Annotated in this window: 19 protein-coding genes; 2 read left to right on the forward strand and 17 right to left on the reverse strand. The window is 42.1% G+C overall.

What is annotated here, in order from left to right:
* Nucleotide 1: 1 nt before the first annotated feature.
* The 9 genes from SNE25_RS18750 to SNE25_RS18790 all read right to left on the reverse strand — a co-directional run bounded on the left by SNE25_RS18750 (nucleotide 2) and on the right by SNE25_RS18790 (nucleotide 7,889).
* Nucleotides 2-292 carry a PAAR domain-containing protein gene (locus SNE25_RS18750; RefSeq protein ID WP_321560527.1) on the reverse strand — a complete coding sequence of 97 codons (291 nt, stop codon included), beginning with the start codon at nucleotides 290-292 and terminating at the stop codon, nucleotides 2-4.
* A gap of 83 nt (nucleotides 293-375) precedes the next feature.
* Nucleotides 376-2,172, reverse strand: a complete 1,797-nt coding sequence (vgrG, locus tag SNE25_RS18755; RefSeq protein WP_321560528.1) for a type VI secretion system tip protein VgrG — start codon at nucleotides 2,170-2,172, stop codon at nucleotides 376-378.
* Between the two features lie 3 nt (nucleotides 2,173-2,175).
* Nucleotides 2,176-2,895 (reverse strand): CIS tube protein, encoded by a 720-nt coding sequence (locus tag SNE25_RS18760; protein ID WP_321560529.1) that lies wholly within the window; start codon nucleotides 2,893-2,895, stop codon nucleotides 2,176-2,178.
* A complete protein-coding gene (locus tag SNE25_RS18765; RefSeq protein WP_321560530.1) occupies nucleotides 2,895-3,053 on the reverse strand; it encodes a DUF5908 family protein in 159 nt (52 codons plus the stop codon). Before SNE25_RS18765 ends, SNE25_RS18760 begins: the two co-directional genes overlap by 1 nt.
* Before the next feature lie 36 nt (nucleotides 3,054-3,089).
* A complete protein-coding gene (locus SNE25_RS18770; protein WP_321560531.1) occupies nucleotides 3,090-3,614 on the reverse strand; it encodes a phage tail protein in 525 nt (174 codons plus the stop codon).
* A gap of 2 nt (nucleotides 3,615-3,616) precedes the next feature.
* Nucleotides 3,617-4,048, reverse strand: coding sequence for a phage tail protein (locus SNE25_RS18775; protein WP_321560532.1), 432 nt, complete (start codon nucleotides 4,046-4,048; stop codon nucleotides 3,617-3,619).
* Nucleotides 4,049-4,099: 51 nt separating this feature from the next.
* The gene (locus SNE25_RS18780) at nucleotides 4,100-6,109 is read right to left on the reverse strand and encodes a phage tail sheath C-terminal domain-containing protein (protein ID WP_321560533.1); all 2,010 of its coding nucleotides are present in this window, start codon (nucleotides 6,107-6,109) and stop codon (nucleotides 4,100-4,102) included.
* Nucleotides 6,110-6,123: 14 nt separating this feature from the next.
* On the reverse strand, nucleotides 6,124-7,296 hold the full coding sequence (locus SNE25_RS18785; protein ID WP_321560534.1) for a hypothetical protein: 1,173 nt from the start codon (nucleotides 7,294-7,296) through the stop codon (nucleotides 6,124-6,126).
* Complete coding sequence (locus SNE25_RS18790; protein WP_321560535.1) at nucleotides 7,293-7,889, reverse strand: DUF4255 domain-containing protein; 597 nt, start codon at nucleotides 7,887-7,889, stop codon at nucleotides 7,293-7,295. Before SNE25_RS18790 ends, SNE25_RS18785 begins: the two co-directional genes overlap by 4 nt.
* A 452-nt stretch (nucleotides 7,890-8,341) precedes the next feature.
* Here SNE25_RS18790 and SNE25_RS18795 point away from each other — a divergent pair, with 452 nt between their 5' ends.
* The gene (locus SNE25_RS18795) at nucleotides 8,342-9,295 is read left to right on the forward strand and encodes a bifunctional helix-turn-helix transcriptional regulator/GNAT family N-acetyltransferase (protein ID WP_321560536.1); all 954 of its coding nucleotides are present in this window, start codon (nucleotides 8,342-8,344) and stop codon (nucleotides 9,293-9,295) included.
* Between the two features lie 26 nt (nucleotides 9,296-9,321).
* Here the strand turns inward: SNE25_RS18795 and SNE25_RS18800 are convergent, their stop codons facing one another.
* From SNE25_RS18800 to SNE25_RS18830, 7 genes are all read right to left on the reverse strand, one after another.
* Nucleotides 9,322-11,040, reverse strand: a complete 1,719-nt coding sequence (locus tag SNE25_RS18800) for a beta-N-acetylhexosaminidase (protein WP_321560537.1) — start codon at nucleotides 11,038-11,040, stop codon at nucleotides 9,322-9,324.
* A gap of 181 nt (nucleotides 11,041-11,221) precedes the next feature.
* Nucleotides 11,222-12,643, reverse strand: a complete 1,422-nt coding sequence (locus SNE25_RS18805; RefSeq protein ID WP_321560538.1) for a TolC family protein — start codon at nucleotides 12,641-12,643, stop codon at nucleotides 11,222-11,224.
* 34 nt (nucleotides 12,644-12,677) lie between these two features.
* Nucleotides 12,678-15,884 carry an efflux RND transporter permease subunit gene (locus SNE25_RS18810; RefSeq protein ID WP_321560539.1) on the reverse strand — a complete coding sequence of 1,069 codons (3,207 nt, stop codon included), beginning with the start codon at nucleotides 15,882-15,884 and terminating at the stop codon, nucleotides 12,678-12,680.
* 24 nt (nucleotides 15,885-15,908) lie between these two features.
* Nucleotides 15,909-17,048, reverse strand: a complete 1,140-nt coding sequence (locus SNE25_RS18815; protein ID WP_321560540.1) for an efflux RND transporter periplasmic adaptor subunit — start codon at nucleotides 17,046-17,048, stop codon at nucleotides 15,909-15,911.
* Nucleotides 17,049-17,323: 275 nt separating this feature from the next.
* A complete protein-coding gene (locus SNE25_RS18820; protein ID WP_321560541.1) occupies nucleotides 17,324-17,941 on the reverse strand; it encodes a TetR/AcrR family transcriptional regulator in 618 nt (205 codons plus the stop codon).
* Nucleotides 17,942-18,136: 195 nt separating this feature from the next.
* Nucleotides 18,137-18,640: a DinB family protein gene (locus SNE25_RS18825; protein WP_321560542.1), complete on the reverse strand. Its 504-nt coding sequence runs from the start codon at nucleotides 18,638-18,640 to the stop codon at nucleotides 18,137-18,139.
* 203 nt (nucleotides 18,641-18,843) lie between these two features.
* Nucleotides 18,844-20,019 (reverse strand): MFS transporter, encoded by a 1,176-nt coding sequence (locus SNE25_RS18830; RefSeq protein WP_321560543.1) that lies wholly within the window; start codon nucleotides 20,017-20,019, stop codon nucleotides 18,844-18,846.
* Nucleotides 20,020-20,252: 233 nt separating this feature from the next.
* Between SNE25_RS18830 and SNE25_RS18835 the strand changes: the two genes are divergently transcribed.
* Nucleotides 20,253-21,413, forward strand: coding sequence for a putative sensor domain DACNV-containing protein (locus SNE25_RS18835; RefSeq protein WP_321560544.1), 1,161 nt, complete (start codon nucleotides 20,253-20,255; stop codon nucleotides 21,411-21,413).
* An 82-nt stretch (nucleotides 21,414-21,495) separates the two neighbouring features.
* Here the strand turns inward: SNE25_RS18835 and SNE25_RS18840 are convergent, their stop codons facing one another.
* The gene (locus tag SNE25_RS18840) at nucleotides 21,496-24,084 is read right to left on the reverse strand and encodes a hypothetical protein (RefSeq protein ID WP_321560545.1); all 2,589 of its coding nucleotides are present in this window, start codon (nucleotides 24,082-24,084) and stop codon (nucleotides 21,496-21,498) included.
* Between the last annotated feature and the right edge of the window lie 13 nt (nucleotides 24,085-24,097).

A 24,097-nucleotide genomic window follows, 5' to 3' on the forward strand; every position in this document is an offset into this window, starting at 1 on the left:
ATTAACCTCCTATTATTACCGTTGGACATCCTATTATTATTGATCCGCCGTGCGCTGTGGGGTCACCCATTCGCGCCGCGGGTTTACCGCCTATCATTACAGTCGACGAGCCGTTTGCGATAACATCCGGCGGACCTGCGCAGGTACACATATCGCCTGCGCAGGCTGCCGGCAGCCCCCCTATTAATACAGTAGGGCTCCCAGGTGGTAACACGGGGCCGCCTACATGGGGGACGGTACCGGTAACCATAGGGCAAACGTGCATATCCGAAACGCGTGCTGCAAATGGCATATTTTTTATAGTTTTAAGGTTGATTTAATGATCAGTTTGGACGTTTTTAACATAAAAACAGATCATTTTGATCAACAAATTCATTAATTGATCATCACTACGCCGCCCTTTATAGTTGCGGTACCTGAACCCTCCACTTTTACAGATGGCGCCGATAATGAGGCACTGCCGCTGTCTGCTTTGATGGAAGCGCCACCGGCACTTACCGAAAAACTGGATGAAGGACTAAGTGAAATATTTACCGCTTCAATGGTCAGGTCGCCGGTGGCTTTTAATTTGATATTTGCCCCGCTCTCCAAACTTATGGCCGATGAATCCATCGTAACTTTGTTACTGTTCTCATCCTCCATCTGGATATATCCCTCTTTTTCGCTGATAGTTACTTTTTTACCTGCGGGCGTTTCAATTTTTAATGATTTCTCATCATCGTTAAAGATCATCTTCATACCGCTGCGCGAGGTATAGCCTTTTTCGTCGTTTTTATTGGCTGCTTTTAGTGGTGCTGGTTTATTGCTGCTGTTCAGCATGCCCAATACAACCGGGTGCCGGGGATCGTTATTTAAAAAACCAACAACTACTTCATCACCAATTTCCGGGCGAAAAAACGTACCGCGGTTATCACCGGCATCCAAACAGGCAACACGTGTCCATATACCATCCTCACCCGCATCAATTATGGGTAGTCTTACACGAATCCTATCCTGGGTATCCGGGTCATTTTCCAGGTCGGTTACCACGCCTATCTGTAGCCCTTGTATAGCCGGTAGCATGTCAACAGCGGATGCCGAACTTACTTCAGGCTGGCGTACAAATAATTCATTTGATAACCCGAACTGCACATCGGTTGTCCAGTTTCCGTTCACTATTTCATGGCGTACGCCCGATACAAATACTTTTCCGTTAAACCGATCGCCTACGCCTCCAATATTGATCAGGTCGCCGGGGTTTAACTGTCCACCGTATCCGCGAAAACGAACCCGGCCACGGCAACGCGACATGCGTGCTTTTTGCAAGCGACCGTCTGCCAAGCTTTGCAGCTCATCAGCGGTGAGGTCTTCGCCCGAATACACATCATATTCCGATACTCCTAATACATCGCCCAGATCAGTGCTTGAAATATTCCCGTTCTCTTCAAAACCGGGTTCTGCCGCACTTGCCGAAGCAACTTCCTGATTGGTATAATCCCAGGTTTTGGCAGTAAGGCTTTGGTATTGATTGCGTGCATCAAGGTCTGCGTCAAACTCCAGCATGGTTGCACCAAATAGCGCGTCAAGCACAGTTGCTGAACTGAAATCAGGTTTTTTAGCGCTTATCTTTCCGTTATCTGTTACACAAATTTTCCCGTTTGCCTCCATTCGGGATATAATAAAATCCCAATCAGTACAGTCATATTGCACAATGGATTCCAGCGCTTTGCCGGTATCTTCAATATCGCTATCCAGGCCATAAGTGCCTATAATTTCACCGGCAGCATCACTGTCGTTCATATCATAGAAATATTTGTTTTTGCGGGCCACAGCCATTTTAATGGCCTTATCCCGGCAATCCAATATCAGTAGCGGCGAACCATTTCCCCTGATTTTTAAACTATGCTTTAAGATGATCCCATTAAACAAAGTAGCGTTATCAGAATGATAGCCAACCGCTATTTCAATTTCGGCACCGGGCACTAATGTGGCTTCATTACTTATCGGGAAATCCTGCTTTGCTGCGTCACCGTCATATATTACCAACTTGGCCATCGGGATGCGGTTTATTTCTTTATTGAAGTTTACCGATACCACCTGATAAGCTGCACCCAGTACGTTTCCGTTTACCTTGATAGTGAAGGTAACCAGATCTGTATTTTGTGTTCCGGGTAAGATTTGACTTAATGACATGGTTTATTTTGCAATGGGAGGAAATACGAGTTTCATTCCCGGTGTTAATTTTTTAAAATCTGTCAGGCCGTTATATTGCGCAACCTGGTAATAATATTTGCTGTTACCATATTCACGGTAACACAGCAAGGGAAGCGTATCGCCCAGCTTTACCGTTCGGACGTGCGTTAAATCGGGCGATTGGCGATTTTCGATAGTAGCCAGCTTTACTTCATCAATTACACCGTTAAAAGTGCAATCAGCTTCGGCACGCAGGGGCGAACCATCGGGGTTGAAAAGCTTAAAGGTCAGCGTCATGCGGGTCATCTGGCAGTTGTAGAGCAGCGGCCCCCATTGCAGCTGTACATAACGCGGCTGGTGTGTTGTACCGTCAAAATTATACACCACGCTTTTAAACTTTTCAAAATCCTCAACCACATTGGGTTTATCTGCTGGCAAACCCGGTACCGCCAAACCTGACAGCAGTCCGCCGCCTCCCCTTTTTATCACTCCGGTACCATCAAACAAAAACTTGAACGTGAGCGATTGCGGCGATCTTTTATTAAACGAAGTAATAGTTTCGCTCGAACCCTGCGCGCTTCTTTGATTCACTTCGGTTCCGTAAGTAAGCGCGTATGATTCCGGATTGATGAGCACATCGTATTCCAGTCCGTCGGCTTTGGTACTGAAGCTTATATCCGTATAGGCAACGAGCTTCATCTTTTTTAATTCACCCAGGCTCATCAGCGTTCAGTTTTTTCTTTTAAAATTTCCAGTACCTGTTCAACACATTTGGCAATAATATCTTCACTGCCTGCAGCCGGAGCTGATGATGCAGCCGTCGTGCTACCGCCTTCATGCACTGTGGTTGTAATTTGTAATTCACGAATCTCTACTGGCATTGGTTTAATGATTAAGCTGTTCGTTTAAACTTCGTGTCATCCTACCGAAATACTCGCGCTTGCGCTGCCCCCGCCGAGCAAATCGGCAACGGCCCCTATTGCTCCTGCTACAGCAGCCGACAGGTTCAGCGTTTTGTAATATTCATACCGCAGGGTCATCGACTCAATAACTATCTGGTTTTGTTCTGCATTAAATCCCGAAATGGAGTATTTAATGGGAATAGCATTAGCTATATACCAGGATGATACAGGTAAATGATCTTCGTTTAAAAGCGATATCAACATATTGGTAGGCTGATAATTGAAATTCTCGATAGAATCGAGGCACCATGCTGTTACTCCTGATACCAATGTCATCCCGCGTTTTAAAACCAGGTCGGAGTATCTGTTGCGGCCAGGCAAGCGGTGAACAAAACGATTCTCGCCACCCTCTTTGTAGGTATCAAGATCAACATCAACAGTTAAGCCGGTAACATCCTGAAAACGGAAATCATTGGGCACCTGCGGAAATATCTCAAACACCACCAAAAAGTGGAACCCGGTAAAAGGATAATCAAACATGACTATTCGTTTTGCATGGTTAAACCTTCGTGAGCCAGTTCAAGCGTTTCAAGAGCTACATCATTACCATCCGCCTTCAAATCGGTAGAGGTAACTTTGGTAGGCCATGCATTTTTTACTTTCCACACCACAACCGGCGACAATGTTTCATCAAGCAGGCTTATGGTAATATCGCGGCGCTCAACTGTGTTCATATTAATGGTATTGAACCAATTATAAAACTCGTTGTCTGATTTAAAAATGCCGCGTTTTAAGGTGATGTTGCTAAACTTACGCTGACCGGGCATCTTTATCTTATGATACTCAGGACTTGCGCCATCGCGGTATTCAATTACATCGTTTGTTATATCAAGTCCGCTTACGTCAGTGAAACCGATGCGTGTGCCGCCCCAGTCAACACTAAAATGGAATTTCGAAAGTGGGTAATTAGCCATAATATTTAAGTTTTAGATTGATTGATAATTAATTTTTAATTGACAATAACGTTAAGCTTGTTGCTGTATCTGTGAAAAGCGCAGGATGATAAATTCTGCAGGGCGTACAGGTGCCATACCTATTTCAATGATCATTTTACCGTTAAGTATATCATCAAACGTCATGGTTTGCCCCAGGCCCACTTTTACATAAAATGCCTGTTCGGGTTTTGGGCCGGCAAGGGCGCCCAAACGCCAAAGGTTAGTCAGATAATTCTCTATCATAGCGCGCACGCGTACCCAGGTGTTGCCATCGTTAGGTTCAAACACAAACTGCATCGCTGCCTTTTTAACAGACTCTTCAACCATGATGTAAAAGCGACGTACAGATATATACCTGAAATCGTTACTGTTACCATCAAGCGTACGGGCTCCCCAAACCAAAATACCTTTACCTGTAAAGGCACGAACCGCATTTACCGATTTACCCGCATCGGTATCAATGTTCAGGTCTTCCTGAATATTATCATCAATGTTTACCAAAGGTTCAACCACAGTGTTGACACTTACGTTGGCAGGCGCTTTCCAAACACCACGAGTACCATCAACAGACGCATATATACCTGCAATGGCTCCGCTTGGTGGAACTACAATCCCCTGGTTTTTAATGGCCACGGTAATGTTGCTATATACTGCGCTTGAATCATTAAGCTGTATCTCCAGACTTTTTAGCCGCAGGTTAACTTCATTTATAAAGGCATTTATGGAATTAACCGCTGATGAATACAAGTTGTTAACACGGGCCCTGATGAATTTAACAGCAGCAGCGTCATCGGCAGGTGCCGGTGTGCCATACACAGCGGCATTGGCAGCAATTACCGCATTTGGGTAGGTTGCAAAATTGCCTGCTGTGGCCGAACCTACTGCCCCACCCGGAAAACTTTCATCTAATAGTATCAACTCACGTATCAGCTGATCCATTGGCGAAATGTCCGCTGCACTGGCCCCTGGCCTGGTATAATCAGTATGAATGTCCTTTGTGGTGCGGCCGCCAAAAATATGGCTCGGGTCAGCATCGGTTAGTGTAGCGTTTAAAGCGGAGAAGCCTATCAGTATATCTTTAATGTATGATAGCCTGAGTTGCAGTTCGGCTTTATTATTTGTTACGGGTATTAAGCCATATGCATCGGTTAAAGGAACGGTATTGTATGGAGCTACATTGAATGGGGCCGCAAAATTTGGTGTTTTTACAAACGCGTTGATCCTGTTTTTTAAATCCGCGACAGCCCTGTCAATTTGCGTAACAAATACGTTGTTGGTTATAATGCTGTTTGTAGCTACATTGGTGCCCGCAGGTTTCTGCAGTTTGATATTTTGGTAAGAGAAACCGTATGACAAACTTGAACGTAGCCATGGATAATAAGCTGCGCCGTAATTTAAATTTGCCGAACCTATACCATTCCTGAATACGGTAATGACGTCTGCGTTATCAAATGTTCTTTCCTTGTCCCCGTTAAGTACATCCAATATGGTAAACCTGTCCTGCAGTTCGGCGCATAGTTTAAGAGAAGTAGTTGCCAGGTTATTAAAATCACTGGCGCCAAATAAAATTGCATCAGGAATAACAATCAGCGTAGGTTCATCCTCTTTACGCAAAATTTCAAAACACTTGTTTTTTCCGGCCTCAATAAAATCAGTAATGAGTACCGAGCCGTTAGTGTTATATTTCCCTACAGAAATAATGTAACAATTAACGCCGCCGTTATTATAAAACATCCTTACAGCATTGTATAACTGATACCTTGGCGATATGGTTACTGTATCAACACTATTGTCGCTTTTAAGCGCAACATTGGCGGTAAGGTCGGGAAAATCGGCACCAAAATACTGCGCATACTGTACCAGCGACGAAATGCGTACCGCCTGATTTACCACACTTTTGCCATTTTTTGTTGCATCTTGCGTGTAACCGATAAATACCGGTACTGCTGTTGCCACCTGCGCAATGGATGGTGGAAAGGATGGAATTTCATTCACATAAACCCCTGGAGTTTTAATTGTGCTTTCGTTTATTTGTGACATATTTATCGGTTTTATTAAAAGTTTAAAAAGATTTCTGAACACGCATAAGTATCTGCTCCTTTGCTTATTGACACAAGCCTTTGAGGGTCTGCGCAAGCAATCGGCGTATAGTCGTGATTGTTTAATGTTAATTTAAAGTCTAATGGGCCGTTACTCAGTGGTATAGGTGTAAGTGATGTGATAATGCTTGCCGGATTGGCAAACTTGTATACATTGGCCTTATCATTTATAGTACCTGATTTTTTGCTCGCGATAATGTATTTCCAGATGGTTGCGCGGTTTAAAAAATTGATGGAATACTTTGGAGAAGGATTAATCAGGTGCCCGGTCCCATCCAAAAGCATACATGAGGCAGGTGTTGCTTCGTTAAAAATATCTATTACTGCAAAGGCGCCGATACCGTTCAACTCATCATTGATATATATCCATTGCTGTTTTCCATTAATTGTTAATGAGTATTTACCTGGCTGTAAAATGCTTAAATCAAGTTTAAAAGATGAAGCCGGTGCCGTAAAGGTCATGGTATTGGATAGCACGGGCAAAGTGTAGGTAGCTGTAGCGATATTATAACCCAGAACCGATACAACCGCGGATGACTGCGGGGCTGCAAACTGGTATGTTGATAATGATGGCAACCATTGCAAAGCGTCTTTTTCGGACGAGTATTGATTGCTGTCAACCTTCATCCAATGGTTGGTATCAGTAAGGGCGAACTTATGTGCCGGATCGCTGCTTCCAATCGCCCTGTATATTACCCCTGGTGTAGTAGCTGCCAGATCGCCAGGAATGTAGGTATTAGTGTTTTTATAAATATCTATTTTTGACGACAGGAAACTTTTGCTATTAGCTACATTATTATTCCTGTTGGTGAAATAGTAAATTTTTCCGGGTGCAGTTGATGGTAGATTGGTGAAATTAAAGAACAATGAATTATTAAGTTTCATGAAGAAGGTAAATCTTGTGCCCTCTTCGATTGAGGCAAATGGTGTTAGAGGAGATACGTTCCCATTACAATATATGCCTGCCATCAACTGATTGCCGTGTTGCCTTACAGTCATTTTGTGCCCATCAATCACCTTTAAGGTGTCTGTAGATGCTGAAATACTAAAGTCGGAACAAAGCTTATCTTTATAATAGCTATGAAGCAGTTCAATACTGAACAGGTTTCCGAAATTGATATCAATCATGACGTTTGTAAAGTTTTATCGTTAACAATAATTTCGTGTAGCAATGGTGCATCGCCCTGTATAAACTCTTCACTGATGGTGATCAGCCTTATTTTATACATTACAGATGGCAAATATTTGGAACCCAGTATCCCCCACAGATTATTCAGATCCTGGAATGATAGTGTGTTCAGGTCAAGGATAAGTTTTTCGACACCCGCAGGTAAACCAGGGTTGGCAAGCGGTGTAAATACATTTTGGTATTGAAAAAACTGAATAATAAAGGAAAGCCGTTTTAATGACTCTGAATAAGATGACAGGTTAACGGCAAACAGTATATACAGATTAAGATATACTTTAGGATTTTTATAAATAAGGTTGCTGTCCTGCCTGACGTAATTTTCGGGCGACTTACTTACCTTATCCTCTTCAATGTTCACAAGAGTTAAAAACGCGTTAGATGGGCTGGCATTACCATTGGTGCTTTTGGTTTCAGTATCGTTCCAGGCGATGTTAGCCAGTTGAATAAAGGAATTGCTATCGGAAGGATCCAGTTTAAGCCGCAAATAGTTATCCAGCTGCGCATTCAAAAAGGTTAAAACCTGATCTATCATTGTATAAAGTTTATAATGGTCAAAAATTTCTGTCCTATGCAGGGAATCATAAAACAGAGGGGGTATTAATAATATATAGGGAGAAATATTATAGAAGTAAAAGTAGAGGGTTAATTATTAATTAATGTGCGTACTTCTACGAAAAAAGAGGTAAATACTCGCGTAATTTTACGCAACTTCAACTGTCTGTAAAACAGTTGTTTAAACATCATTTATTCCTGTAAGGGTTGGTCAACATTCGTGGAAAACCATAGAGCCCGGCATCTGACGCATTTAGTGAAACTTCTGTGTCTGCTACGTTAATTTTCTCTCAGCGAAAGTCCCATTGTTGCTATTTAATTTACCAAAGGAAATTGCATTTGTCAGCTTTAGGGCATAAAAACTATTTGAATTTTGTTGGATAAAATATAATTTATATAATTGCGTAATTAGTTACGTAATTGTATTTATATATGGATTTTTTTAATCAGGTTGGAAAGCTGGCTATAGGGAGCAGATTAAGGATGCTCACCGAAAAAATAACAGAAGATGCAGCACAGATATATAAGTTATATGATATTGAAATGAACCCTAAGTGGTTCCCGGTTTTTTACGTGTTGTCGCAGGACGAAGCCAAAACCATAACGGATATTGCCAGGGAGATCGGTCATTCCCATCCCTCTGTTAGCAAGATTATCCGCGAGATGGTTAAGCATGGTCTTGTAACTGAGAAGAAAGATAAAGCAGACGGGCGTAGGAATATGGTAAGCTTATCGGCAAAAGGCAAAATTATAACCGAAAAAATAAAAGATCAGTATGCTGATGTTAACCAGGCGATAGAACAGTTATCGGCCCAGACCAGCAATGATTTATGGAATGCCATTGCAGAATGGGAATATTTATTGGAACAAAAAAGTTTATTGCAGCGCGTGAGCGAACAGCGAAAAGAAAGAGAAAGCCAGCAAGTGCAGATTATTAACTATACACCAGCATATAAGGACGCCTTTAAACAGCTGAATGAACAATGGATAACCACCTGGTTTAAAATGGAAGAAGCTGACCACCGCTCGTTAGATAACCCGCAGGGATATATATTGGATAGAGGCGGACATATTTTAGTTGCTTTATACAACAATGAACCAGTTGGGGTTTGCGCTTTAATTAAAATGGATGATCCTGATTACGATTATGAGCTGGCCAAAATGGCTGTATCCCCTGCTGTCAGGGGAAAAAACATAGGCTGGTTATTGGGAAACGCCATTGTTGAAAAAGCAAGATCGCTCGGTGCTACCAAAATTTACCTGGAGAGCAATACGATTTTAAAACCGGCAATTAATTTGTATAATAAATTAGGTTTCCGCAAAGTGGCAGGGCGTAACACTCCTTATGAACGCTGCAACATTCAAATGGAACTATTTATCAAATAATAGTGATAGTGATTGAAAAATACTGGTTATTTTCTTTTTTTGTGCGATTTACCTGACGCCCCACTACTTTTTTTCGCACCCTTTTTGCTTTTCTTAGAAGCTTTTACATGTGATTTCTTTAAAGTATGGCGACTATGTTTTGGAGTTGTAGGTTCTATAACGCGCGGTGCAAAATCAATAGCTTCAGGATGGTATGACGGATCAAAAGGATCATAATAATAAATGCCAGCGCTGTCGTAGTTCTTTAAATCTGATTTTAAGCGTTCGTTAAATGCAAATTCGTCCTTTTGCTCGGGCGCTGTCCAACCCGCTTCGGCCAGGCCTGCTATGCGGGGGAAAAGCATAAAATCGAGCCTTTTTTCTGACGCTATTCTTTCTGTCCAGATGTTGGCCTGTACGCCTATAATTTGTTTTGAATTTAATTCGTCAGGGGATATTTGCCTGTCGGGGAAATTATAAACATCGGTTATCCTGTTAACCACACCGTTCCATTTGCGGCCAGATACATGCTGACTATCTTGCTCAAAATCAAAGTATAGCGGCAAACGCGGACAAAGTACCACCTGGTAGTTCTTTTGGAGTGCCAGATGCAGTTGACCAGGCAAATTTTGCCGCCACCAAAAAATGATGGTTTTATCGGCCGGTAAATTTGCTCCGGTAGCCTCATCCCAGGCCAATACCTTACTGCCCATGTTTGTAACTGTATCGGCCATTCTTTTAAAAAAATAATGTTCCAGATCGGTTACACCCTCAAATTCCATTTTCTGCATCATGTGCGCAATGGCGGTATCAAGCGACCATGCTTTTATGCCATAAGCCACCTCATCGCCACCCAAATGAATCATGTGAGCCGGAAACAGCGCATTGGTTTCTTTGATGATATCGGCCAGATACTGGTAAGTATGCTCATTAGCAGGGTTAAAGGTAAAGTTTGGATAACCTGCTACACTGCCTCCGCTAAACTCGGGGTAAGCCTTATTGGCCGCGGTTGCATGTCCCGGCATATCTATTTCAGGGATCACAGTTATAAAACGAGCCGCGGCATAAGCAACTATCTCTTTGATATCATCCTGGGTGTAATATTGCGGTTCGGCTGATGTATTACTGTAATTGCTGGCTCCCCCTATCGAGGTTAGTTTTGGATATTTTTTTATCTCGATGCGCCAGCCCTGTGCATCAGTTAAATGCCAGTGAAACCTGTTGAGCTTGTAGTAAGCCATCCAGTTCAATAACTGTTTAACTTTCTCCTTGCCAAAAAAATGTCTTGATTCGTCAAGCATTAAACCACGCCATGGGTATCGCGGAGCATCGTTAATGTTACAGGTGGTTATACAAAGATCACCATCATTATCCCTTTGCTGGTCTTTTACCAATTGCAAAAGTGATGTTAAGCCGTAAAAAATGCCTTCTTTACTTTGCGAGGTTATAGTAATACGGTCAGTAGTGACATTTAAAGTATAAGAGCCTGTTGTTTGCGGCGTGTTAGCCAGAACAAGATTAATAGCGCCAGCTGCCTCATTATTACTTACAGTAAGTGTTAAACCTTTTGTTTGAGATATTTCTTTTTGCAGGTAACCTGCCAGCCCTAATAATGAAGTATCACTTACGGAAACTGTAGCGTGGTTGTTAAAATTAAACTGCCCTGTGCCGTTAATAATTGATTTAGGCTGCGGAATAATGGTTAAATTCTGCGCCTGTACGTAACCTGAAAGCAAAAATAGAACTGTAAAAAGTTTAAGTTTCATTAAATACAAAAGTTCAAAATTATTGGGGCATGCTATGATAGCAAATTTTATGCTATTTACCGGTAATTTATTTGTAATAAGTATAAACTAAAACAGTTATCCGATATAATTTAACTGGAAAACAAAAGAGCGACCCTACCGAAGTAAGATCGCTCTTTGTGTGGAATTAGAATTGTTATCTTTATTTCCAACCGCCGCCTAATGAGCGGTACAAATCCGACATGGCGTTTAAACGCGCGTTTTTAACAGTTGCCAGATCAAGTTCGCTTTGCAATACATTGCTTTGCGCGGTAATCACTTCCAGGTAAGTAGCCTGACCGTTGCTGAACAATAAGTTAGCATTACTGGTAGCTTTTTGTAGGGTGCTTACACGGTTAGCTACGATAGACTGTTGTGTTTTCAGTTTTTCTATACGAACCAAAGCATCAGACACCTCACCTACTGCATTTAAAACTGATTGCCTGAATTGCAATACTGTTTTTTCACGATCAACCAGAGCCACTTTATATTGTGTTTTTAATTTCCTGTGCTGCAACAATGGCTGAGTTAAAGCGCCGGCCACTGTACCAAATAACGATGCCGGAACAGTAAACCAGTTACTTGCCCTGAAGGTATTTAAACCACCAGTAGCGGTAATAGTTAATGACGGGTACATGTTAGCCTGTGCTATTCCTACGTTGGCGTTAGCAACATTCAGAGCAAGCTCTGCGGTTTTCACATCGGGCCTGCGGCTTACAATTGTTGATGGTACACCGGCTGAAAGATTTTCAGGAATGGTTAACTCATCTAAACGGGCAGTACGCTCAACTTTGTCGGGCAGGGCACCGGTTAAAATTTTAATCGCGTTTTCCTGAATCGCAATATCACGTTCAAAACCGGGAACCAGCTGTGCTGCTGAAAGCTGTTGAGCTTCGGCCTGCTGTACGGCCAACTGCGTAACCTGACCAGCATCAAACTGCAGGCGAATAATACGTAAAGTGCTGTCATTCAGCTTCACATTTTTCTGGGCTATATCCAATTGTGCATCCAGCATCAGCAAGTTGTAATAACCTTGTGATACACCGGCTACTATGTTGGTTTGGATAGCCTTTTTAGCTTCGTTGGTTTGCAGGTACTGCGCCAGCGCCGAACGGCTCTGGTTACGGATCTTGCCCCAGATGTCGGCTTCCCAGGTTAAACCCAGATTTGCATTATAATCCTCAATGTGCTTGGTGCCGATGTTATATTGAGTTAAGCTCAAACCGGTAACGCTATTATCTGACGGACGGTTGGTATTGGCCGTTACGTTCAGGTTCAGTTCCGGTACATAGTTCCATTTTACCTGTTTAAACAAGAGCTGTGATGCCTCAATATTTTTAACAGCTATCTGCATATCGTAATTTTTAGCTATGGCGCTGTCAATCAGTTTTTGCAAAGTGGCATCGGTAAAAAAACTTTTCCACTGTATATCAGCAATGCTGCTGCTATCGGCGGTAGTAGCCGAGTTCCTGAATGCTACAGGTAACTCGGGTTTTGGTGTAGCCACATCCTTTGATACTTTACAGGCACTTACAACAAGCGTAAGCAGTATCAAAAAGGAATATGGATTTATATATCGTTTCATTTTATTTAAATTATTAATAGCTATGCCTGATTAATTATTTTGCCAATTCAAGATCTGTTGCATGAACTCCCTCACCGTTGTTGTCTTTTCCGGCATTTAATACGGCCAAAGGCACACCGGAAACTTTTTCCTGTAACGCCTGGAATATTATGAACAGAACCGGGATGATGAACAAGCCCAGTATTACCCCAGACACCATACCTCCCGCTGCACCGATACTGATAGAGTGGTTACCCTGTGCAGATGGGCCTGTGGCTATACTCATCGGGAATAAACCAAATACGAAGGCAAGTGATGTCATGATAATTGGCCTTATCCTTAACCTGGCTGCTTCAATGGCCGCGTTAACTAAACTAAGTCCTTGTTTACGCCGCTGTACCGCAAACTCCACAATAAGGATAGCATTTTTAGCTAACAGACCGATGAGCATGATCAAGGCTACCTGCACATAAATGTTGTTTTCGATACCGGTTAAACCTAATACCACAAACACGCCGAATATACCTGTAGGTATTGAAAGTATTACCGCCAACGGCAAAATATAGCTTTCATACTGTGCTGATAATAAGAAATATACAAATATCAAACAAAGCATAAATATCACAGCTGATTGCCCGCCTGAAGAAATTTCCTCGCGTGTTTGACCGGAGAACTCATAAGCAAAGCCAGTTGGCAATTGTTCTTTAGCAGTTTCCTCTATGGCTTTAATAGCGTCACCTGAGCTATAGCCCGGTTTAGGGATAGCCTGAACCTCGATAGAGTTAAACAGGTTATAACGTGAAGCAGTTTCTGACCCATAAACACGGGTTAGTTTAACCAGGGTATTGATCGGTACACTTTCTCCTGCCTTGTTTTTGACAAACACGCGGTCAATAGCTGCCGGATCTGTTCTATCAGCAATATCAGCCTGAACCACCACACGGTAGTATTTACCAAAACGGTTAAAGTCCGATGCCTGTTCAGTACCAAAGTAAGCCTGCATAGTTGACAGGATGTCTCTGACATTTACCCCTAACTGATTAGCCTTTTCATCATCAACTTCTAATTGTAACTGAGGATAATCTGCTTTATAGGAAGTAAAGGCGAAGGCAATAGCTGGTTTCTGCATTAGTTTGCCGATAAAGTTATTGGCTACACCGCTAAATTTATCCAACCTGCCATTGGTTTTGTCCTGTAACTGTACGTCCATGGCTTCTACGTTACTAAAGCCAGGAACAGTTGGAAAACTAAACACAAAGAAAGTACCGCTTGGTATGCCGGCTAATTTCCCTCTTATTATATTCTGTATCTCATCAATATTCTTAACGGCACCTCTGTCTTTATTAGGTTTTAACAATAGGAAAATTTGACCCGCTGATGGACTGTTGGATAGTGTTAAGAAGTTAAAGCCAGACAACGCCATAACAAATCTTGCTGATGGCATAGATTTCAACTCTTTTTCGGCCTGGTTAATTATTTTACTTGTATTGGCTAATGAAGTTCCGGATGGTGTTGAAACAGCGATAGCCACAAAGCCCTGATCCTCTGTAGGAATAAAACCTGTTTTTGTTCTGTTTACCAGGAAAATTGTAGCAACAACAATTAATACAAGTCCACCCATACTGATCCATTTATTGCGGATCAGAAATTTCAGGCCACCAACATATCTATTGGTCATATAGTCGAACCCACCATTAAAGCCTGCATAAAATTTCTGAGTGAAACTTTGTTTGGGTTTATCATGATCGCCTCCGGCATGTTTGTTTTTAAGGAACAAGGCAGCCAATGCCGGACTTAATGTTAACGCGTTTACAGCTGATATAATGATTGCTATAGACATGGTTAACGCAAACTGTCTGTAGAATATACCCGTTGAACCCGTCATGAAGCTAACTGGTAAAAACACCGCCGCCATAACCAGTGTAATGGATATAATGGCACCGCTAATTTCATGCATTGCTTCGGTAGTCGCCGCTTTTGGGCTTAGGCTCGGGTCATGCTCCATTTTGGCATGCACGGCTTCCACCACCACAATGGCATCATCCACCACAATACCGATGGCCAACACCAATGCAAACAGTGTTAACAGGTTAACGGAAAAGCCGAAAATGTTCATAAAGAAGAAGGTACCGATAATAGCCACCGGAACCGCTATAGCCGGAATCAGGGTTGACCTGAAATCTTGCAGGAATATAAACACTACGATAAATACCAGGATGAACGCTTCTACCAATGTATGCTCTACCTGATCAATTGATTCATCAAGATCAGTTTTGGTACGATAAAACTGATTGTATTTGATACCTACAGGGAAATCCTTTGATAATTTCACCATCAGCTTATCAATGGCAATCTGGATTTCGTTGGCGTTTGAGCCTGCCAGTTGTATAATACCAATAGTAATACCCTCATGTCCGTTTAAGCGGTTCACACTACTATAGCTATAAGCGCCCAGTTCAACACGTGCTACATCTTTTAAACGTAATACAGAACCATCTGCATTTGCACGGATAGCAATATTTTGATACTCCTCTGGTGTAGTTAATTTACCTTTATATTTAATTACGTATTCAAATGCCTCATTACTGCGCTCGCCCAATCTACCTGGAGCAGCCTCTAAGTTTTTATCCTGTATAGCGGCGGTTACTTCGGCTGGCGTAATTTTATAAGCTGCCATTTGAGTCGGATTTAACCAAACACGCATAGAGTAATCCTTAATACCACCAAATACACTGGCAGAACCCACTCCCGGAATACGTTTGATTTCTGGAATGATATTGATCTGTGCGTAGTTATTTACAAAGATCGCGTCGTATTTTTTTGGATCTTCTGAGTAAATACCCATAGCACCAATAAAGCTGTTTTGCTGCTTGGTAGTGGTTATACCATACTGTACAACCTCTGCAGGTAACTGGCTTGTTGCTTGTGAAACACGGTTTTGAACGTTCACAGCTGCCTGATCCGGGTTGGTGCCTTGTTGAAAGTAAACCGTGATACCCAATGTACCGTCGTTACTGGCAGTGGATGTCATATAGGTCATATTTTCCACACCGTTAATCGCTTCTTCCAATGAAGGCGTAACGGAACGTAAAATAGTCTCGGCATTTGCGCCCGGGTACACAGCAGAAACCAATACCGACGGGGGGGCGATATTCGGAAACCGCTCTAAGGGCAATTTTGTTAAACCAAGCACACCAACTATCACCAATAATATGGAGATAACAGTTGAGAGTACCGGTCTTTCTATAAATTTCTGAAACATGACTTTAAAGTTTAAGTGTATGTATTAGTTTTTTGTTACAGCGGCGGCTACTTTATCTGTGGCCTTTTGAGGTTGGATCACCATACCCTCTTGTAATTTATCAACACCGCTTAACACAATCTGGTCGCCTGCTTTTACGCCGTCTTTAACCAGGTAATTGTCTCCGTTTTTGCCAACAATGGTAATGGCGGCCTTTTTTACCTTGCTGCTATCACCAACGGTAAATACAAACACTTTATCCTGCATATCAACAGTTGCTGATTCAGGTACTATCAAAGCATCTTTATGCTCAAGACTCAAGCGTACTTTACCGGTGTTACCTGAACGTAACAAACCTTGTGGGTTAACGAAAGTTGCCCTTACTGTTATAGCGCCGGTGTTTTTATCAAACTGACCGTCTATTACATCTATTTTACCTTGTTTGGTGTATTCGGTGCCATCTGCCAGCAATAATGATACTGATGGCAATTGTTTCAATTTCTCAGTGAGGGTTTGACCAGGATATTGCTCTTTAAAGTTTACAAAGTCCTTTTCGCCTAAAGCGAAATAAACGTGTACGTCATGTACATCTGATAATTGAGTAAGTGAGGCAGCATCCTGCGGGCCAACTAAACTTCCTTGTTTCTTTTCTAAACGACCAATGTAACCACTAACCGGGGCTTTGATCAAGGTATAACCCAGGTTGATCTGCGCGGTTGAAACATTAGCTTTGGCCGATTCAATATTGGCTGTTGCTACCTGGTAAGCTGCTTTTGCGGTTTTTAACTGATAATCAGACACAACCTTGTTTTGAACAAGCGGAGTAAGTTTATCAACTTCCAACTGTGCATTTATTTGTGAAGCTTCAGCAGCGTGTAAATTTGCCAGCGCGTTATTTAAAGCTGCACGGTATGGTTGCTCGTTAATTTTAAATATTGGCTGACCTGCGTTTACAAAAGCGCCTTCGTCAACAAATACTTTATCTAAAGTACCGCTTACCTGTGGGCGTATCTCTACATTAACAGTACCTTCTATTGATGCTGGATATTCCTGGTAAGTTGTTTGAGTGGCAGATGTAATTGCGGCTACCGGCAAAGATGGCGGCGGCGGAGCCTGTGGTGCCTGTGGCGCTGAAGAACAACCATATAATGAAAGTGCGACAAGCGCTAAAATGAGACTTTTCATAAATAATTAATTTTTAATGATGATAAATGATAGGGTTAAAAGCCCGTAGGCTGGTAGATGTATATATATGTTGATTGAGTTGTGTTCTCGTGTTGTTAGCGCAGCTAACGTTCTTTGTTCGATTGATTAGGCTTTGCGGTATTGTTTTGCTTTATACCTCTTATTAGCAATATGTAAAATTTAATATCCATTGTGTTATATATATGTTAGCAGATGTTTACTTTAATTTAACACTGTTAAATTATTTAACAGTGTTATTTATTTTTTCAAAAAATTTATACTTTTTGCCTCTCTCTTTCGATAGACCTGATTATACCGCTAATGGCATCCTTTAAAACCTGGCGATTCATTTCATCAGAATAGCCCCTTCTGAGAATATTAATAGAAATAAGGCCATGCACAACCGACCAGAAAGTGTAATACTTTAAACAGATCATGTCTTTGGTTGGATTTTCTATATCCATTAAATCAACTATTACTTCGCTAAATTGAGTGTATGGACTTTCTGACTCTGGCAGGGTTTCCACAAGGTCACAGCAACAGTTCATTTCCACACCAAACATAAGCTGGTATAATTCCTTATTATCAAAAGCAAAGTTCCAATATGCCAGCCACATGGCTTCTAACTGCTTCGCAGGAAGACGATGTTTACCACGGGCCTCATGCAGATCTCTCGCTAATATTAAATATCCTTTACGGGTAAGTTCAAGCAGGATAGCCTCTTTATTGGCAAAATATTCGTATATGATCGGCGCGGTGTATTCAATTACATCGGCAATTTTACGCATGCTTAAAGACTGCCATCCCTCCTCTTTTACAATCTGGAGAGACGCGTCCAGGATGTTTGCCCTGGTTTCGTCTTTTAAGCGTTGTATTCTTTCTTTACTTGCCACTTTTTTATGTGATTAAATTATTTAACAGCGTTAAATGATTTTTCAAAAATAACCGGGATCAAAATTATCACCCCGGTTTTCACACTCGTTAATTTATTTAACAGCGTTAGGCAAAAGTATAAAGGATCTGAAATTTATTTACCATCGCTTTGTCAAATTCATTTCATCTGAATGTCAGGTAAATGATGTTTAAACTTATGCCTTAGGCTTTAAATACATAAGTTGACCCATGTGATAACTTTGGTGATTTGTTCTGTTAATCAATATGTTGATCTTATTCCTATGCGGCTCTTTCTCAAAATCTTCCGCGGAAATTGCGCTGTGTTTCGCAAACCAGTCTGCCGGCTGCATGGCTTCCATCTTTTGTTTAAGCGATGAATTCACCCTGTTCCAGGCTTCTTTGACCTCTCCGATGGAAGGCTTTTCGATTCCTGCGATATCCGGATTTTTCACAAATATATGATCAAATTCAGGGTATAGTCTTTCGCCCAGTTCAAGAAAGGTAAACATGCCATCGCTCACTGCTGTAAGATGTCCCAGTAAGTAAAGTCCAGTATTACGATCGGGCGCTGTTTGAGTAAGCAATTGTTCGTCAGATAGTTTGTCTAATAGCCCATTTAAACGTGTATTTTGTAGCTCCCAGTTAGAGGTTGCAACCTTAATAAAAATATCGATGCTTGTTTCGTTTTGAGTTTCCATGTTGGGTTTATTATTTTGATTCGAGCGCCAAGTTATTGCTTAATCCACTTATCTTTAATATCTGCACGTGATTTTACAATTTCATGATCTGCGCCTAAAGCAACTGCACTTAAAAGGCAACACCGTTATTGCGGTTGGGTAATTCCTTGCATGGATACATTCTGAATTTTATGTCAAGCGAAAATGTATTATTATAGATTGCTCTACAAACTTTGCGAAGCGATGGTAGTTTTCGCGTTTTCCATTTTAGATACCATTAAAATAATAAGCGCTCCGAAACCAGCTATGATACCAAACGCCCAGCGTAAACCGGCCGCTTGTGCTATAAAGCCCACAGCCGGAGGTATAATCAGGAAACCCAAATACCCCACGGTAGATATTGCAGCCAGCGCCTGACCAGTGTTCATGCTTTGTGATTTTCCGGCCATGCTGAAAACTAACGGTACCACGCATGATACCCCCATACCCACCATTGCATAACCTGAATAAACAATGTAGCTGTAGGGTAATATAACCGAAACTAACAATCCTGTGAGGATCAGGATACCGCTAAAACTCAAAACTTTTTTTATACCGGCAGAAGCAACGAGTTTATCCCCCGTAAACCGGCCAATAGTCATAGCCACCATATAAACAACAAAGGCCGCTGTTGAAGCAGGTTTTGAAGCATGGAGTACCTTTTGAAAATAGATACCGCTCCAGTCATACATCGTATTTTCGCAGGCCATGGAGGCGAAACAAATCAATGAGAACTTCAGCAGGTGCTTGTCAGGTAGCGAAAAAACAGATTTATTAACTGTATTAACCGGTTTTTCATGATAGGCATGAGGGTAAAAGATTGCCGTAATAACAATCATAGCAAGCCCCACAAACATTAAATGATAAGATGGCGGAACATTAAATGATACCATTAAATATCCCAAAGCAGCTCCCGCGAACCCGGCCATACTCCATATACCATGAAAAGTAACCATGATAGACTTATCATAAAAGGACTGTACCCCTACAGCCTGCGCGTTTACTGATAGGTTAAATATATTTCGGGCAGATCCAAAGAAAAACAGCAATATGACCAACTGCCATATATAAGTAGTAAAACCAGGCAAACACAATAACAAGTTGAAAGCAATAGCACCCACAAGCATAATACTCCGGCTGCTAAAATGCTTTAACATTTTGGCTGTAATAGGAATGGTAAGCATGAGACCTATGGGCAAAGCAAATAGTACCGCGCCTAACTGCCCCTCATTTAAATGTAATTGCTGTTGTATTGATGGTATGCGTGAAGCCCAAGACGAATATCCAAACCCCGAAGTAAAAAAGAATACTCCGCAGGCAAGTCGTAATTTCAATTTCCCGGGAGCTGTTACCTGATCCATACTTACTTTAAAGCGCAAAAGTAGGTATAATTTACAAGTGTAAAAGCCGCTACTTTAAAGTAATCTATTTATTAATATGATTAATATCCCTTAAAGTTTATAAGTGAAATCAGAATTATCCGGCAATTGCAATTTTGAGCCGTTTGTTTGTGCCCGTAGTTAATAAGCATTATTTTTGAGAACATAAATAAAATTAATAAGGTATCTTGTACCTTAAACCTGCTTATTAAAAAATGAAAACCAGCAGTACGACTTCCGAACCTACATATAAAGCTGCACGGGTTGTAGCTCCATCAATAGAACGGCATTTTAAACATTTTCACTCTATGGTTAGCAATGAGAATGACGCCGATCTTGCTGCCCCTACTCCCGATATAAGTACTATTGAAAGTATAATAGATATTGCTTTTTGGGCCAGCCTACGCCGTGAGGAAGGATATTCGCCAAAGTTTACCCTGGCTTTCCTGCCCCCTGAAAGCGCCGGACAGCCTTTATTATTTGGTCATAAAATACCGCTTGCACCTAATATCCTGACAAAATTTGCTTCGGCCGTTCAACAGCCTGGCATACATTTGGGTGTATGGATAGAGGATGGCGAGCTTTATGTATGGGGAACCACCCTGGCCATACCTGCCTATTGTTTTGTGCTGGAGGTGATAGAACCAGGTTTGTTGGTCATAAAACACCGCCGGGTTGATGGATTTGGCAAATTTGTAAATATTGCCATTTTAAAGGGCGACGATATAAAAGTAGTTGATGAGCAGGGCTCCACGCTTTCTGATTGCCCTACTATTTTGACATCTATGCTCGACTTTACGCTTCCATCCTTATGGAACGATCCCGTAAATGTGCTGGTGCAACTGGCAGCGTCAATGCAAGCCCATAAACGCGGCGGCATTTTACTGGTTGTACCTTCTGATAATGAAGAATGGAGAGAATCAATCATTACGCCCATATCCTACCCGGTTTCTCCGGCTTTTTCGGGCCTTACTGACTTGATGATACATGAGGGTATTGAGAAATACCATACCTCCTGGCAGGAGAAGCTGCGCAGGGCTGTTGATACCATTGGTGGCTTAACCTCAATTGACGGTGCAACTGTTATTAACGACAAGCACGAACTACTGGCCTTCGGCGCCAAAATAGGCCGTTCGTCAAAAAGCGCCAGGATTGAAGAAATTGTTGTTACCGAACCTGTGGTAGGTTGTTCAACCAAGATAATCCACCCTGCGCAAAATGGCGGGACAAGGCATCTGGCAGCTGCGCAATTTGTATTTGACCAGCAGGATGCCATAGCATTGGTGGCTTCTCAGGATGGCCGTTTTACGGTTTTCGCGTGGTCGCCGGTTGTTAATATGGTTCATGCCCACCAGATAGATATTTTGTTGTTGTGATGGAAGAGTGATAAAAGAGAAAGGACGATTGACCACTGCTTTATGCCTCGTAATGACGCGTATTATTGGGGAGGTAACTCCCCTAAAATCTGAAACCAACAGTTATATAAGGTAGAGCACCTTCTTTAGAGAAACCAACCACACCTTCAATTAAAACTAATTGTGCCGGTATCAGGTATATCCCCCCGCCATAACCATCATGCCATTGACTTGATGATTCGCCGGGTACCCATACCCTGCCCACATCATTAAACCCAATGATGCCCAGTGAGCCGGGGAGCAGGTATGAGCTAAAATCAAGCACCTTGAGCCGCAATTCCAGATTGTTATAGGCGATAGTTCTGCCGGTAAACCGGTTGGTATGAAATCCCCTGAAGTTTTGCGCCCCACCCAGTTTCATAAGCTGAAAATAAGTGGCATTGCCAACAGTAGTACCTAAGCCCGTGCGATTTGCTATTACCAGCACCGAATCCCGATCAGGGTTTAAGTAAAAACTGAATTCTGACAGGATCTGTCCGTAAGTATTGTGGCTGCCTGAGCCACCGCCGCTGAAACCGCTTGCGGTAGTCGTCCATAAAACGCCCTTTGTGGGTATAATCAATTTGTTGCGGGTATCAAGCAACGCATTGGCCGTTAAACCACCATAGACCTTAGTGCCAAACACGCTTTCAGCGGGATGGGTTTTGTCATAATCATTTAAGAAACGTGTCGTATTATTCGAAGCCTGGCTGTTATAAAACTGCCCTGCTATACCCGTGCTTATTCTCCAGTTACCATAAGTGTGGTGCAGGGAAACATCGGCGGTAACATAATCGTAGCGGTTGCGGAAATAAGATATTTTGCGGTTGCCCTCGTTTTCATAAACAGTGTTATTACCTATCCCAAAGAAATTGCTAAAATTGTGCGGGCCGCGCGACAAAATATTAATACCCAAATCATTATTACCTATGGCCTTTTTCCATTCGGCAACATAGCTGAGTAGTAACGATTTTCGTTCAATGGAATAATTGGCTAAAAACTCCTCCCTGAAAGCGTAGGGTTCTTTTCTGAAACCATGTTTTTCGTATGAGAAGCCACCAATAAGCAAAATACCTATATCGGTGCTATAGTTGGCTAAAATTATGGGTTCAAACCTGTCAAACTTATAGCTGGTTTTGTTATAGCTGTTTACAGCGGTATCTGTAGAAGTTTTGTTTTTTGCCTGCGATGATAACGGTAACTTATTTTGCTGATCAGACCGGTCATACACATATAAATTGCGTTTGTTATGCAGGTTATTGTCCACATAAAAACTGTCTACACCATCACCGCCCACCATACGTATTTTTATTGGCGACGGTTCATTACCGCTAACCGAAAACACATCCTCTCCTGCAAAACCGTACAATCTAACTTCCTTTGTTACACCGGGCTGAAATGTACGCTGATAAGTTACCTTATCGATACTACCATCTTTTTTTATCTTGTTAACTGTTACAGTTAAATTACCCCCTGCTTCGTTATTGATACTAAACTTATCTGTTTTATCGCTAGCCGGTATTTCCACCTCACGCGATATAAACCGGTAATATTCCAATGCCTGCTGAGCCAATATGTTTCTGCGCGATATCATTTTATTCACGATCTCGCGACCCGAAAGTTGGTAAATGCTATCAGGCATACGCTTTACCGCTTTATTGATCAACTCATCAGTTAGCTTTGATTGTACATAGGCAATCTGCTCCTTCCAATCGTCTTCACTAAGCTGGTTTAAAAAATAACGGTCAAAGTAGCGGGCATTAAAATTCCAGCCTTTAATGTCCCTTATTTCGCCGCTATAACCCTGGAATTTTGACTTGAGCCATTGATGCGCCACAATCCATGGCAACACGCCTGATGTTTTATAATAAACCTGGTCACGGTCGCGCGGCACGGGCTCATAAATAGTTTCATGTTTGCCGTCAATCTTTTCCCATCGCCATTGATCCTCGTGCCTGTCCCAATCGCCTAAAAGCATATCGAGCAGGCGTGCCCTTAAAACAATCTTTTCATCAACCCTGTTATCGTTATCGTCCTGAAGCTTGCGCTGTACTTTTTCGGTATTGTCTGTTTTATCAGCATCCAAAGGCTCACGTTCTTCAAATAGAAAAACCTGGTTGGCAAAATCCTTTCGATACTCACCCAACGCGGCATCATCCGGCACATATACCAGTTCGGGGTTTGAATGTGGTATGCCTAATGCCTCGGCCATCGGCGGTACGGTTAGCGCCGAAAAAGGATGAGCCGCCGATACCTGGTCCTGTAAAATATCTTTTGCAACGGTGGGCCTCAGGTTGGCAGGTAAACCATATTCGGGATATTTCTGAATTGTTCTTAACACCCATTGCTGCCCTGTAGGATCTTGTAAACGCAATGATTTGGTTTGCTTTCCCCCACCTCTTTGCAGAATTTTTAAACCGCCTTTTTCGGCAGCTATATGAAATATTCTGAAATTAACCGGGGTCGCCCAAAGCTGCCGGTAGTTTTCGCCAAGAAAAAAGCGGTGAGTTTTGCTTACGTTGTTGTAAGAAGGTTCAATAGCCAGTTTTATGCTATCACCCTTTACCTGGGCTTTTACACTAACGGTAACCAAGAATAAAGCTCCCGCTAATATTGGGGATAAAAATCCGGCTAAATTTTTACGGGGCTTCATGATATGGTTATGC

Source organism: Mucilaginibacter sabulilitoris, assembly GCF_034262375.1.
Taxonomy (GTDB): domain Bacteria; phylum Bacteroidota; class Bacteroidia; order Sphingobacteriales; family Sphingobacteriaceae; genus Mucilaginibacter; species Mucilaginibacter sabulilitoris.

Excerpts from the sequence above, each read along its gene's own strand:
- SNE25_RS18750 (WP_321560527.1), bottom strand. The coding sequence starts at position 292 with ATGCCATTTGCAGCACGCGTTTCGGATATGCACGTTTGCCCTATGGTT.
- SNE25_RS18825 (WP_321560542.1), bottom strand. The coding sequence starts at position 18,640 with ATGGAAACTCAAAACGAAACAAGCATCGATATTTTTATTAAGGTTGCA.
- SNE25_RS18765 (WP_321560530.1), bottom strand. The coding sequence starts at position 3,053 with ATGCCAGTAGAGATTCGTGAATTACAAATTACAACCACAGTGCATGAA.
- SNE25_RS18785 (WP_321560534.1), bottom strand. The coding sequence starts at position 7,296 with ATGATTGATATCAATTTCGGAAACCTGTTCAGTATTGAACTGCTTCAT.
- SNE25_RS18780 (WP_321560533.1), bottom strand. The coding sequence starts at position 6,109 with ATGTCACAAATAAACGAAAGCACAATTAAAACTCCAGGGGTTTATGTG.
- SNE25_RS18810 (WP_321560539.1), bottom strand. The coding sequence starts at position 15,884 with ATGTTTCAGAAATTTATAGAAAGACCGGTACTCTCAACTGTTATCTCC.
- SNE25_RS18815 (WP_321560540.1), bottom strand. The coding sequence starts at position 17,048 with ATGAAAAGTCTCATTTTAGCGCTTGTCGCACTTTCATTATATGGTTGT.
- SNE25_RS18775 (WP_321560532.1), bottom strand. The coding sequence starts at position 4,048 with ATGGCTAATTACCCACTTTCGAAATTCCATTTTAGTGTTGACTGGGGC.
- SNE25_RS18795 (WP_321560536.1), top strand. The coding sequence starts at position 8,342 with ATGGATTTTTTTAATCAGGTTGGAAAGCTGGCTATAGGGAGCAGATTA.
- vgrG (WP_321560528.1), bottom strand. The coding sequence starts at position 2,172 with ATGTCATTAAGTCAAATCTTACCCGGAACACAAAATACAGATCTGGTT.
- SNE25_RS18760 (WP_321560529.1), bottom strand. The coding sequence starts at position 2,895 with ATGAGCCTGGGTGAATTAAAAAAGATGAAGCTCGTTGCCTATACGGAT.
- SNE25_RS18830 (WP_321560543.1), bottom strand. The coding sequence starts at position 20,019 with ATGGATCAGGTAACAGCTCCCGGGAAATTGAAATTACGACTTGCCTGC.
- SNE25_RS18770 (WP_321560531.1), bottom strand. The coding sequence starts at position 3,614 with ATGTTTGATTATCCTTTTACCGGGTTCCACTTTTTGGTGGTGTTTGAG.
- SNE25_RS18790 (WP_321560535.1), bottom strand. The coding sequence starts at position 7,889 with ATGATAGATCAGGTTTTAACCTTTTTGAATGCGCAGCTGGATAACTAT.
- SNE25_RS18835 (WP_321560544.1), top strand. The coding sequence starts at position 20,253 with ATGAAAACCAGCAGTACGACTTCCGAACCTACATATAAAGCTGCACGG.
- SNE25_RS18805 (WP_321560538.1), bottom strand. The coding sequence starts at position 12,643 with ATGAAACGATATATAAATCCATATTCCTTTTTGATACTGCTTACGCTT.
- SNE25_RS18800 (WP_321560537.1), bottom strand. The coding sequence starts at position 11,040 with ATGAAACTTAAACTTTTTACAGTTCTATTTTTGCTTTCAGGTTACGTA.
- SNE25_RS18840 (WP_321560545.1), bottom strand. The coding sequence starts at position 24,084 with ATGAAGCCCCGTAAAAATTTAGCCGGATTTTTATCCCCAATATTAGCG.